10 protein-coding genes are annotated in these 12,846 nt (G+C 59.0%); 3 read left to right on the top strand and 7 right to left on the bottom strand.

The window, feature by feature from the left end:
- Positions 1-119: 119 nt before the first annotated feature.
- A complete protein-coding gene (uraH, locus tag CUR33_RS15525) occupies positions 120-473 on the top strand; it encodes a hydroxyisourate hydrolase (RefSeq protein ID WP_090253575.1) in 354 nt (117 codons plus the stop codon).
- 153 nt (positions 474-626) lie between these two features.
- Here the strand turns inward: uraH and CUR33_RS15530 are convergent, their stop codons facing one another.
- Together CUR33_RS15530 and CUR33_RS15535 are read right to left on the bottom strand one after the other, a co-directional pair.
- Entirely contained in the window at positions 627-1,253 is a 627-nt protein-coding gene (locus tag CUR33_RS15530; RefSeq protein ID WP_289240232.1) for a LysE family translocator, read from the bottom strand.
- A 199-nt stretch (positions 1,254-1,452) separates the two neighbouring features.
- Positions 1,453-2,802, bottom strand: a complete 1,350-nt coding sequence (locus CUR33_RS15535; protein WP_374725321.1) for an NCS2 family permease — start codon at positions 2,800-2,802, stop codon at positions 1,453-1,455.
- Positions 2,803-3,431: 629 nt separating this feature from the next.
- On the opposite strand from CUR33_RS15535, the gene CUR33_RS15540 reads away from it, so the two are divergent.
- Positions 3,432-4,190, top strand: coding sequence for a GntR family transcriptional regulator (locus CUR33_RS15540; protein ID WP_090253579.1), 759 nt, complete (start codon positions 3,432-3,434; stop codon positions 4,188-4,190).
- Positions 4,191-4,262: 72 nt separating this feature from the next.
- On the opposite strand, the gene guaD is transcribed toward CUR33_RS15540, so the two are convergent.
- From guaD to CUR33_RS15565, 5 genes are all read right to left on the bottom strand, one after another.
- Positions 4,263-5,567, bottom strand: coding sequence for a guanine deaminase (gene guaD, locus CUR33_RS15545; RefSeq protein ID WP_289240233.1), 1,305 nt, complete (start codon positions 5,565-5,567; stop codon positions 4,263-4,265).
- A gap of 61 nt (positions 5,568-5,628) precedes the next feature.
- Positions 5,629-6,465: a xanthine dehydrogenase accessory protein XdhC gene (gene xdhC, locus CUR33_RS15550; RefSeq protein WP_289240234.1), complete on the bottom strand. Its 837-nt coding sequence runs from the start codon at positions 6,463-6,465 to the stop codon at positions 5,629-5,631.
- Between the two features lie 199 nt (positions 6,466-6,664).
- Positions 6,665-9,061 (bottom strand): xanthine dehydrogenase molybdopterin binding subunit, encoded by a 2,397-nt coding sequence (gene xdhB / locus CUR33_RS15555; RefSeq protein ID WP_289240235.1) that lies wholly within the window; start codon positions 9,059-9,061, stop codon positions 6,665-6,667.
- Positions 9,054-10,493, bottom strand: coding sequence for a xanthine dehydrogenase small subunit (xdhA, locus tag CUR33_RS15560; RefSeq protein WP_289240236.1), 1,440 nt, complete (start codon positions 10,491-10,493; stop codon positions 9,054-9,056). Before xdhA ends, xdhB begins: the two co-directional genes overlap by 8 nt.
- A gap of 306 nt (positions 10,494-10,799) precedes the next feature.
- Complete coding sequence (locus CUR33_RS15565) at positions 10,800-11,939, bottom strand: alkane 1-monooxygenase (RefSeq protein ID WP_289240237.1); 1,140 nt, start codon at positions 11,937-11,939, stop codon at positions 10,800-10,802.
- 237 nt (positions 11,940-12,176) lie between these two features.
- Between CUR33_RS15565 and CUR33_RS15570 the strand changes: the two genes are divergently transcribed.
- Positions 12,177-12,836 (top strand): GntR family transcriptional regulator, encoded by a 660-nt coding sequence (locus CUR33_RS15570; protein ID WP_289240238.1) that lies wholly within the window; start codon positions 12,177-12,179, stop codon positions 12,834-12,836.
- Positions 12,837-12,846: the final 10 nt, after the last annotated feature.

The following is a 12,846-nucleotide window of genomic DNA, read 5'->3' on the forward strand; positions in this document are numbered from 1 at the left end:
TCAACATGCTATGCTTCACCTCAGTCGAGGCTGCTTAGCCTGATAAATCTGCCGAATTCAATAAAAGTAGAGGAGGTGCGGCGTCTACGTAGGCTTATCTGCGCAGGTGCCCATAAGCGATGGGACGATTGACCACACACGTACTGGATGCCGCCCATGGTTGCCCAGGCAGCGAATTGAAGATTGAGTTGTATCGCGTTGAAGGGGCTCAGATGGAGCTGCTCAATAGCGTTGTCACCAACCACGACGGGCGCTGTGATGCGCCGGTGCTGCAGGGTGACGATTACCGCAGTGGGGTTTACCAGCTGCATTTCCATGCCGGCGATTACTACCGCGCTCGCGGCGTCAAATTGCCTGAACAGGCCTTTCTCGATGTTGTGGTGCTGCGCTTCGGCATCGATGCCGGGCAGGAGCATTACCACGTGCCGCTGCTGATTTCCCCTTACAGCTACTCCACCTACCGCGGTAGCTGAACCGAATGCTTGTCACCCTCTGACTCAATTTAAGAGTCCCTAGCCCGTACACACTGCGGGCTTTTTTTTGCCTACGATTTGGGGTGCTGATCGGGGCGCGAGTTTAGGCTACGCGAAGCCCAAACAGCGGGCTTCGCGGGTTCAGCAATAACGCTAGCGGCTCAGCAGCGAGGCCGCGCCAGCCCCGCCAAACAAGGCCGCGCTGATGCGGTTGAACCACACCTGGCCCTTGCCCGAACGCAGGTAGCGCGCCGCGCCTTGGGCGCTGAGGCCGTAGAACAGCTTGCAGGCCAAGTCCAGCACCGCCCAGGTGGCGATCATCACCAGCAGCTGGCCAAGCATGGGACGCTCGGCACTGATGAACTGTGGCAGAAAGGCGGCGAAGAACAGAATGTCCTTAGGATTACTGGCGCCCAGGCCGAAGGCCTTCCAGAACATGGCGCGAAAGCTCGGATTGACCGGCTGCTCTTCGGTCTTCACCGGTTTGGCGGCTTTGCGTGATTCCTGCCAGCTCTGCCAGGCGAGGTAGAACAGGTACAGCGCGCCGACAATCTTCAGCAGGCTGAACAGCTGCTCCGAGGCCAGCAGCAACGCGCCAAGGCCGAGTGCCGAAGCGCTCAACAGGCAGATCGAGGCGGATACCCCGCCGATAAAAGCCGGGGCCGAGCGGCGCAGACCGTAGTTCAGGCTGTTGCTGACCATCAACAGTGACAGCGGCCCGGGGATCAGAATCACCACCAGTGCAGCACTTGCGAACAACAGCCAGGTTTCCAGGCTCATTAGCGATTCTCCAGATGCGCAAAAGCCCCGACGCCATGTCAGGGCTTAGGTTTTGCTTGGTTCATGATCCTTTGTTTTGAAAACGTAGCGAGCGATGACTAGGCAAGGCGAAGTCAGGCGAAAAAGCGGAGTGTACGACTGTACATGAGCATTTTGAGCCTGACTTCAACGCTGCATAGTCGAGCGCAGTAGTTTTCAATTACAGGAAGGCGAACTTGGCGATAAAAATAATGCACAGAACGTACAAGCTCAGCGATACCTTGTCGCGCTGACCGGTCAGCAGTTTCAGTGTCGCGTATGTCAGGAAGCCCAGGGCAATACCGTTGGCGATGGAGAAGGTCAGCGGCATCATGACCACGGTGACGATCGCCGGGATGGTGTCGGTGTGGTCCTTCCAGTCGATATGCGCCATGCCGCTCATCATCAGCATCGCTACATAAATCAGCGCGCCAGCGGTGGCGTAGGCGGGGATCATCCCAGCCAGCGGGGCGAAGAACATTGCGCCGAGAAACAGCACACCAACGGTAATAGCTGTCAGACCGGTACGGCCACCGGCAGCAACACCTGCAGCACTTTCCACATAGCTGGTTACCGGCGGGCAACCGACCATGGCACCAACCACGCTGGAGGTACTGTCGGCCTTGAGGGCCTTGGCTAGGTTCTGGATCTTACCGTCTTCATCCACCAGGTTGGCACGGTGGGCAACGCCCATCAGGGTACCGGCCGTGTCGAACATGTTCACGAAGAGGAAGGCCAGAATCACGCTGACCATGGCAATGTTGAAGGCCCCGGCGATGTCCATCGCCATAAAGGTCGGCGCCAGGCTTGGAGGCATGGAAACCAGGCCGTTGTATTCAACCAGGCCCACAGCCCAGCCGATGGCAGTCACGCCGAGCATGCTGAACAGGATGGCGCCGAACACGTTGCGATGGCTGAGCACGGCAATCAGCAGGAAGCACACGGCCGCCAGGATTGCACTCGGTTCACCAAACGAGCCCATGGTCAGCAGCGTGGCTGGGCTGTCGACGACGATGCCTGCGGTTTTCAAACCGATCAGCCCGAGGAACAAGCCCACTCCCGCACCCATTGCAAAGCGCAGGCTCATGGGGATGCTGTTAAGCAGCCACTCGCGGATCTTCGACAGGCTCATGATCATGAAGAGCACGCCGGAGATAAACACCGCGCCCAGGGCAATCTGCCAGCTATAGCCCATTTCACCGACAACGGTGTAGGTGAAGAAGGCATTCAGACCCATGCCAGGTGCCAGGCCGACTGGCCAGTTGGCGTACAGACCCATCAGGAAACAACCGATGGCCGCACCGATGCAGGTGGCGACAAACGCAGCTCCATGATCGACGCCAGCCGTGGCCATGATGTTGGGGTTAACGAAGATGATGTAAGCCATGGTGACGAAAGTCGTCAGGCCCGCCAGCAGTTCGGTTTTGATTGTGGTGCGGTGCTCGGTCAGTTTGAAGAAGCGGTCAAGCAGACCGGGTTTGATCAGGTCTTGCATCTGCGTCGCCTGTTGTTCTTGTTTAGCGCTTTCCACAGGGGTACTCCTCATCTCTTGTTGTGTGCCACCCAGAGCCTGTGCTGCGCACTGCTCGACTCTTGAGGTAGGTGGTGTTTTTTTGCCTTGCTGGCGTGCTTAGCTGACCTTTCGGTCAAGAAATAACGCTGAGGCCGATTATGATGTTGTATACAAAAAAAGCAAATAATGTTTCTGGTTAAAAGCTGCTATGTACTCGGCTTTTTTACCTATGCAGTACCTGTCCTGTTACTGATGTGTTCCGCAGCATTTGTTTCGCCGATCTGACGAGGCGTTTACACCCCTCATGATCAGTGGGGCTTCGGCAATAATCGTGGGCATCTCGGTGTTGCCGCCGTAACTCACCAGGGCAGTTGCTAAGCAGATTCGCGAACAAGAAAAATGCTGCATATAAGAAATGAATCTGCCGGCTGCATGTTCTTCGGCAGAGAAGTGCGAACAGAAAGCGTGTGCAAATGCACCTTTGCACGAGGGTTATGCCTTGGTAGCGGTGTACGTGCTGGTTACATTGTGTACAATGCAAAGGCTTTTTATTTGTGACTTTTCACTGATTTGCCGCTTGCCAGAGGGTAGGTAGCACACAGTAGAGTTGCATCAGCAACCGCCGAACCTTGATCACGCGAGCCACAATGAACGAACAATTGCAGCCCCTTAAGAAGCAGACGCGCGAAGGCAAAAGCACTCGCAGCGGGACTCAGGACGATGTCGTTTACGCCCATATCTTCGATGCCATTCTTGAGCAGCGTCTGGCTCCTGGCACCAAGCTCAGTGAAGAGGCGCTCGGTGAAATCTTCGGCGTCAGCCGCACCATCATCCGTCGCGCCTTGTCGCGCCTGGCCCACGAAGGCGTGGTGCTGTTGCGGCCTAACCGTGGCGCGGTAGTGGCCAGCCCAGGTGCGGAAGAAGCGCGGCAGATTTTCTATGTACGTCGCATGATCGAGCGGGCGATTACCGAACTGGCCTGCAAGAACGCCAAGCCGGAACAGATTGCCGCGCTGCGCCAGATGGTGATCGATGAGCGCGACTGTTTCGCCCGTGGTGATCGCGGTATGGGCATTCGCCTGTCGGGTGAGTTCCACCTGAAACTCGCGGAAGCTGCCGGCAACCTGACTCTGTTGGGCTTTCTGCGCAGCCTGATTTCGCAGACCTCGCTGATCATCGCCCTGTACGAAAGCAACAGCCGCACGCATTGCTCGGATGCCGAACATGACCAGGTTATCGACGCTATCGAGGCCGGCAATGTGGAAGTGGCGGTGGACCTAATGATGCGCCACATGGACAGCGTTGACGCCAAGCTCAACCTGGATGGCGAAACCGCCTCCGATGACCTGCACGCGGTGTTCTCGCACCTGCTGCCAGGCAGCAAGAAGAAAGCCGCTAGCCGCTAATAGGGGCAGTCGGCCTAAACGGAAAAGCCCGCTCAATGAGCGGGCTTTTTGTTGGTTGGGTTTTTACCTACCTCAATCGCGGCGATGCACCGACTGGCCAGCGGCGAAGGTTTCCTTCACGGCGCGGTCGTCGCCAAGCATGGTCAGGGCGAACAGTCTTTCGTCCAGGGTCTTGGCCTGTTGCATGCGGTAGCTGATCAGCGGCGTGGCGTTGTAGTCGAGGACCACGAAGTCGGCGTCTTTGCCGCTCTCGAAGTTGCCGATCTTGTCGTCCAGGTACAGCGCGTTGGCGCCGCCCAGGGTCGCTAAGTACAGCGACTTGAACGGATCGAGCTTCTTGCCCTGCAACTGCATGACCTTGTAGGCCTCGTTCAGCGATTGCAGTTGGCTGAAGCTGGTGCCGGCACCCACGTCGGTGCCCAGGCCGACACGCACGCCGTGCTCTTCGAGCTTGTTGAGATCGAACAGACCGCTGCCGAGGAACAGGTTGGAGGTCGGGCAGAAGGCAACGGCCGAGCCGGTTTCGGCCAGGCGTTTGCACTCGTCGTCACACAGGTGCACGCCGTGGGCGAATACCGAGCGGGCTCCGATCAGCTTGTAGTGGTCGTACACATCCAGGTAGCCCTTGCGCTCGGGGAATAGCGCCTTGACCCATTCGATTTCCTTGAGGTTCTCGGACAGGTGGGTGTGCATATACAGGTCCGGATATTCGCCCAGCAGCTTGCCTGCCAGGGTCAGTTGTTCCGGGGTGCTGGTGGGGGCAAAACGTGGGGTCACGGCGTAATGTAGGCGGCACTTGCCGTGCCAGCGTTCGATCAACTCTTTGCTGTCGGCGTAGCCGGATTCCGGGGTGTCAGTGAGGTAATCCGGGGCGTTGCGGTCCATCAGCACCTTGCCGGCGATCATGCGCAGGTTCAGCGCTTCGGCGGCTTCGAAGAAGGCGTCTACCGATTGCTTGTGCACGGTGCCGAATACCAGGGCGGTGGTGGTGCCGTTGCGCAGCAGCTCCTTCAGGAAGATACCGGCCACGTCCGCGGCATGGGCCTTGTCGGCAAACTGCTGCTCGGTGGGGAAGGTGTAGGTGTTCAGCCAATCCAGCAGCTGTTCGCCGTAGGAGGCGATCATCCCGGTTTGCGGGTAGTGGATATGGGTGTCGATAAAACCGGGGGTGATCAGGGCATCGCGATATTCAGTGATTTCAACGCCCTTGAGGGTAGGCAGCAGGTCTGCGGCGTGGCCGACTTTGGCCACCTGACCGTTGTCGACGACCAGCACACCGTCTTCAAAATACTCATAGGATTGCTCAACGCCCACCACGGCAGGGTCGGCAATGCTGTGCAGGATGGCGGCGCGGTAGGCTTTCACTGGGCTAGTCATGTAACGCTGATCTCAATCTATGGAGTTGGTCGCCCAGGCGCGCGTGCGCCTGGGCAGATAGTCAGGCCTGGGTGCGGCGAGAGGCGGGTAGCAGCTTGGCAACGCTGGGCTGGCCCTTTTTGCTCTCTTGGCCAAAGGCGGCGTTGTAGGTGGCGATCACTTCGCCGGCGATGGACACGGCAATTTCTACCGGTAACTTGCCTTTGACCTCGGCCAGGCCCATCGGGCAACGCATGCGCGCCACCAAAACCGGGTCAAAGCCGCGATCACGCAGGCGGTGTTCGAACTTGGCGCGTTTGGTGTGCGAGCCGATCAGGCCGTAGTAGGCAAAATCGTTGCGCTTGAGGATTTCTGCAGTCAGCTCCAGGTCGAGCTGATGATTGTGGGTCATAACGATAAAGTAGCTGCCGGCGGGCATACGTTCGATCTCGTCGATCACCTCGTCATTCACCACCTTTTCCACCCCGGTGGGGATCTGCTCGGGGAATTCGTTTTCCCGCGAGTCGATCCAGCGCACCTTGCACGGCAGGCTGGCGAGCAGCGGAACCAGGGCGCGGCCAACGTGGCCGGCGCCGAATACAGCGATCTTCGCCTGGGGTTGGCCCATGGGTTCGAACAGCAGCACGGTAGCGCCGCCGCAGCATTGGCCGAGGCTGGCCCCCAGGCTGAAACGCTCCAGGCGGGTATCCTGGCTGCGGCTGCTGAGCATTTCGCGGGCCAGCTCCATCGCCTTGAATTCCAGATGACCGCCACCGATGGTCTCGAAGATGCGGTCAGCGGTGACCACCATTTTCGAGCCCGCATTACGCGGGGTCGAGCCGCGTTCTTCGATGATAGTCACCAGCACGCAGGGTTCACCGCGTTGCTGCAGGTCGGCGAGGGCGCTGATCCAGCTCATTTGCTCAGCCTCCAGGTAGGTGGCAGTTGTCCGGGGCGCGGTAAGCGCCAGTTGCTTGGCGACGGGTCCAGTATCGGTACTGGAATCGGTCGTGGTGTCTGGAGTTTCGTTTCGGTGTGTTTTGTCATTGTTTTTCACCCTGGTCTTGCATGGGGCGGATGCCGATACGATCGCTCGTAGCGGCATCCGTCCGACGGCTTTAGGCCGGTTCTACCTCTGTTGCGACAGCAGGTTTAGCGCTTTGCTGCAGTTTCTTCATTTGCTCCACACCCCAGAGCACACGCTCAGGCGTGGCCGGGGCGTCGATATTCGGTTGCACGCGGTAATCCGCCAGGCTGGCCACGGCGTCCTTGATCGCACACCACACGGCGATGCCGAGCATAAACGGTGGTTCACCGACAGCCTTGGAGTGGAACACGGTGTCTTCCGGGTTCTTGCGGTTTTCCACCAGATTCACGCGCAGGTCCAACGGCATATCGGCGATGGCGGGAATCTTGTAGCTGGCCGGGCCGTTGGTCATCAGCTTGCCTTTGCCATTCCACACCAGCTCTTCCATGGTCAGCCAACCCATGCCCTGGACGAAGGCGCCCTCGACCTGGCCGATGTCCAGCGCCGGGTTCAGCGAGGCGCCGACGTCATGCAGGATGTCGGTGCGCAGCATCTTGTACTCACCGGTCAGGGTGTCGACGATCACTTCCGAACAGGCTGCACCGTAGGCGAAATAGTAGAAAGGACGACCGGCGGCCTTGTCACGGTCATAGAAGATCTTCGGCGTGCGGTAGAAACCGGTGCTGGAGAGCGATACCTGGCCGAAGTAGGCCTTCTGGATCACTTCTTCGAAGCTCAGGAACAGATCGCGCACACGCACCTGACTGTTGCGGAATTCGACGTCTTCCGGGGTGACCTTGTACTCGCGCACCAAGAAGTCGACCAGGCGCTGCTTGAGCGTTTCAGCAGCATTCTGTGCGGCTTTGCCGTTGAGGTCGGCACCGCTGGAGGCGGCAGTCGGCGAGGTGTTTGGCACCTTGTCGGTGTTGGTTGCGGTGATCTGGATACGCGAGATATCCACCTGCAGCACTTCGGCAACGATCTGCGCGACCTTGGTGTTGAGACCCTGGCCCATCTCTGTGCCGCCGTGGTTCAGGTGGATCGAACCGTCGGTGTAGATGTGGATCAGCGCGCCGGCCTGGTTGAGGAAGGTGGCGGTAAAGCTGATACCGAATTTAACCGGGGTCAGCGCCAGGCCTTTTTTCAGCACGGGACTCTTGGCGTTGAATGCACGGATTTCTTCACGGCGCTTGGCGTAGTCACTGCTGGCTTCCAGCTCGGCGGTCATCTCGTGGATAACGTTGTGCTCGACGGTCTGGTGGTAGTGGGTGACGTTGCGTTCGGTTTTGCCGTAGTAGTTGAGCTTGCGTACTTCTAGCGGGTCTTTGCCCAGGCTGCGGGCGACCGCATCCATGATCTCCTCGATGGCGACCATGCCCTGCGGGCCACCGAAACCGCGGTAGGCGGTGTTCGACGCGGTGTTGGTCTTGCAGCGGTGACCATTGATGGTGGCGTTGCCGAGGAAGTAGGCGTTGTCAGAGTGGAACATCGCGCGGTCAACGATTGAGCCCGACAGATCTGGCGAGTAGCCGCAATTGCCGGCCAGTTCGATTTCGATGCCATGCAGCAGGCCGTTGTCATCGAAGCCAACGTCGTATTCAACGTAGAACGGATGGCGTTTGCCGGTCATCTGCATGTCTTCAACACGCGGCAGGCGCATCTTGGTCGGCCGGCCGGTGAGGTGGGCGATGACTGCACAGAGGCACGCCGGGCCTGCTGCCTGGGTTTCCTTGCCGCCGAAGCCGCCACCCATGCGGCGCATGTCGATGACGATCTTGTGCATCGGCACGCCGAGCACTTCAGCCACCAGCTTCTGCACTTCGGTGGCGTTCTGCGTCGAGGTGTAGATGATCATGCCGCCGTCTTCGGTGGGCATGACCGAGGAAATCTGCGTTTCCAGGTAGAAGTGTTCCTGGCCGCCGATATGCAGGCTGCCTTGCAGGCGGCGCGGCGCGCTAGCCAGTTCGGCGGCGGAGTTACCGATCTTGTGCTGGTGGCTGTCGAGGACGAAATGCTTCTTGCGCAGTGCATCGACCACGTCGAGCACCGGTTCAAGGTCTTCGTACTCGATGATTGCGGCCATGGCCGCCTTGCGTGCGGTTTCCAGGCTGTCGGCGCCTACGGCGATCACCACCTGGCCAACGTATTCGACCTTGCCGTCTGCCAGCAGCGGGTCACCGGCCACGACCGGGCCGATGTCCAGCTGGCCGGGTACGTCATCCTTGGTGATGGCAATCGCCACGCCCGGGAACTGGTAGCAGGGACTGGTATCGATGCTGACGATGCGTGCGTGGGCGCGGTCGCTCATGCGGGCATAGACGTGCAGCTGATTGGGGAATTCCAGGCGGTCGTCGACGTATATAGCTTCGCCGGAGACGTGTTTGTCCGCGCTTTCATGTTTGACGCTCTTGCCGACGCCGGTGGTGATGTCGGCGCGGAACAGTTCGGCCAGTTCGGCCTGGGTTTTGTGCTGGATGTGGTTAGACATAGGCGGTCACCCGGGTTTCGACTTCGGGAGCTTGCAGCTCGAGGAAGAATTTACGCAGCAGATTCTGTGCAGTGAGCAGGCGGTATTCCTTGCTGGCGCGGAAGTCGCTGAGCGGGGTGAAGTCCTCGGCCAGTGCAGCACAGGCGCGTTCGATCACACCTGGATACCAGGCCGAGCCTTGCAGGGCGGCTTCACAGGCAGCGGCGCGTTTCGGGATGGCCGCCATACCGCCAAAGGCGATACGTGCGCTTTGCACCACGCCATCTTCGACCACCAAGTTGAATGCGGCGCACACGGCGGAGATGTCGTCGTCTAGGCGCTTGGACACCTTGTAGGCGCGGAACGCTTGGCTGGGCTGATGGCGCGGCACGATGATCTTCTCGATAAATTCGGCTTCCTGGCGCGCAGTCACCTTGTAGTCGAGGAAGTAGTCTTCGATCGGCAGGGTGCGGCTGGTGTTGCCTTTGCGCAGCACGATCTGCGCGCCGAGGGCGATCAGCAGCGGCGGGGCGTCGCCAATCGGCGAGGCGTTGCCGATATTGCCGCCCAGGGTGCCCTGGTTGCGGATTTGCAGGGAGGCGAAACGGTGCAACAGCTCGCCGAAGTCCGGGTAATCCTGGGCCAGAGCGGCGTAGCAATCGGAAAGGGCGGTTGCAGCACCGATTTCGATGCTTTCGGCGGTCACTTCGACGCGCTTCATCGCTTCGATATGGCCGACGTAGATCATCACCGGCAGTTCGCGGTGGAACTGGGTGACTTCCAGGGCCAGGTCGGTGCCGCCAGCCAGCAGACGCGCTTCCGGGTTGGCTGCGTAGATATCGGCCAGGTCCGCCACGGTCAGCGGCAACAGGCAGCGTTTGTCGCCACTGTTGAGCTCGGCGGTGTCTTTAGGGGCGATGGCTTTCAGTTGCGCGACGGTTTGCGCTTCGGCTGTGTCGAACTGGTCCGGCTGCTTCTGGCAGCAAGCTTGCTCGGCGGCGTCGATAATTGGGCGGTAACCGGTGCAACGGCAGAGGTTGCCAGCCAGCGCTTCCATGGTTTCGGCCTTGTCGAAGCCGCTGCTGTTCTTCTGCAGGGCGAACAGCGACATGACAAAACCAGGGGTGCAGAAGCCGCACTGCGAACCGTGGCAGTCGACCATGGCTTGCTGCACGCTGTGCAGTTGGCCCTGGTGCTTGAGGTCTTCAACCGTGATCAGCTGTTTGCCGTGCAGGCTGGAAACGAAGGTCAGGCAGGAGTTGAGGGTGCGATAACGCACGCGCTCGCCATCAAGCTCACCGACCACTACAGTGCAGGCACCGCAGTCGCCAGAGGCGCAGCCTTCTTTGGTTCCGGATTTGCCAAGATGCTCACGCAGGTAATTGAGCACGGTGACGTTTGGGTCGAGGGCATGCTCAGTACGCAGCTCCCGGTTGAGTAAAAACTGGATCAAGGACGACCTCCAGGCACTTTATTGTTCTCGTATCAGGCTCTGCTGAAACGCTGCGCACAAAGGCGCAGCGTTTCCACACGGCTTGGCATGAGGCGAATCTAGAGTTTTCTGACTTTAGGGTCAACAAATATTTGACTCTTTGGTCAGACGATTGTCATACGATTCAGTTATGAGCTCGAAAAGCTCTGCAGCTCGGTTAAACGCTAGCCGCTTTTATGCCAATCAAAGCCTGCAGAAATAAATGAGTAGCCACAAAAAAACGCCAAGGGTGTGAGCCCTTGGCGTTTTTTGTTGCGGTAACTGCGCTTAAGAGTGGGTCAGCTGCGAATCGGTCAGTTGATGCTCTTCACCGGCGTAGTGGGCACGTACGCGCGGGTCCATCACCGCGCGCCACAGCGGTGGAAACAGCGCCAGGACGATCATCCCGGCATAGCCATTGGGCAATTGCGGACTGTCGTCGAAATGGCGAAGCACCTGATAGCGGCGTTTGGCGTAAGCGTGGTGGTCGGAATGGCGCTGCAGGTGGAAGAGGAACAGGTTGGTCAGCAGGAAATTGCTGTTCCAGGAATGCGTCGGATTGGTGCGCTCATAGCGGCCATTCTCCAGTTTGCGACGGTGCAGGCCGTAATGCTCAACGTAGTTGACGATTTCCAGCAAGGTGAAGGCGACCACCGACTGCGCGATAAAGAACAGCGCGCCGAGCCAGCCGAAGGCCAGGCTGAAACCGAGCAGAAACAACGCACTGATCGCATACCAACCAATCAGCTCATTGCGCCAATGCAGGGCGGGCAGTTTTTTGCGCTTCAGGCGTTCGGCTTCAAGCTTCCAGGCATTGAGGAAATTGTGCACATAGGCGTGCGGCAGGAAGGCATACAGGCTCTGGCCGTAACGCGAAGAGCTGGCATCTTCCGGGGTTGAGACATGCACATGATGACCGCGCACATGCTCGATCTTGAAGCCGCCGTAGCACACGGCGGCCAGCAGCAAACCGCCGGCGTTCTGCTCCAGCTGTGGATCCTTATGGATAAACTCATGGGCCACGGTAATGCCGATGGCGCCAGTTACCGTGCCGACGGACAGAACCCAGCCGAGCTGGCCAACCCAGCTCCAGGCCTCATGGTTGACGAATACCCATCCAGCCCAGCCGAGCATGCCGAGCAAAGCCGGCACGGTGATCAGGCTGAGCAGACGGTAGTAACCTTGCTGCTCCATTTGCGGTACTTGCACCGCTTCGTCGGGGTTGGCAGGGTCACGGCCTATGATGAAATCCAGCAGCGGAATCACCCCAAACACCACCAGCACCACCAGCCAGGGCCAGGCGTTGGCGTATTGGCTATTTAATGACCAGTAATAGCTCAATGGGATGCCCAATACAGGGATCAACCAGAACCAGTAGCCGATGCTTTTAATCACAAGCATCCAGTTGGAGGGCAGGCGTTCGAACATGGTGGCTCCGTACTTATTATTGTTGGAGTGGGTTGATAGTTGGATTGTAGGACAATCCATGTTGCTGCCCATCCCCTCACAGCCCACCTTTTGGTTTGAAAGCAGGGCGCTGGTGGCCTTGGCCCGGTAACACCCTGTGTTACACTCGCGCCGGCGCTCGACCGCTCAGGCCAAGCCTGGCGCGGGTTTAGCCGCTTTAAGCCTCTCCAATAGGTCAGATAGAGCCTAAGGATCATCATGACGTTCAAGGCACCGGATAGCCTCGCTGAGCAGATCGCCCATCACCTTGCCGAACGCATCATTCGTGGTGAGTTGAAGGCGCGTGAGCGGATTCAGGAACAGAAAGTTACCCAGGCGCTGAATGTCAGCCGGGGGTCGGTGCGTGAAGCGCTGCTGATTCTGGAACGCCGGCACTTGATCGTGATTCCACCGCGCCGTGGCGCGCAGGTGGCTGAACTGACGCCGCATAACGTCAAGAGCCTTTATGCCCTTGTCATGGAGCTGTACATCCTGCTGGGCAAGGCGGTTGCGGATAGCTGGCAGGTCGAGGCGGATCTCGGGCCGTTCCTGGTGATTCAGCAACGTCTGCAGGACAGCCTGCAGCGCGAAGATATCAACGTTTTTGTCGAAAGCAGCTTTGACATCATGCGTGCTGCCTTCCCGTTCTCCAATAATCCCTACCTGCAGGAAACCGTGGAGAACCTGCTGCCGGCCATCAGCCGTACCTATCATCTGGCGCTGGAGCGGCGCAAAGGTGAAATGGGGCAGTTCCTCAATACCTTTGCCACCTTGCTGCAGGCAATTATCGCCCGTGACCACCAGGCCATCCGTGAGGTATTGCTGGGTTACGGCGAGCACAACTGCCAGCTGGTATTGGCCGCACTGGCCGACGCTTAAGGAAGGCTGT

It is taken from the genome of Pseudomonas sp. FEMGT703P, from assembly GCF_002786345.1.
Lineage (GTDB): Bacteria > Pseudomonadota > Gammaproteobacteria > Pseudomonadales > Pseudomonadaceae > Aquipseudomonas > Aquipseudomonas peli.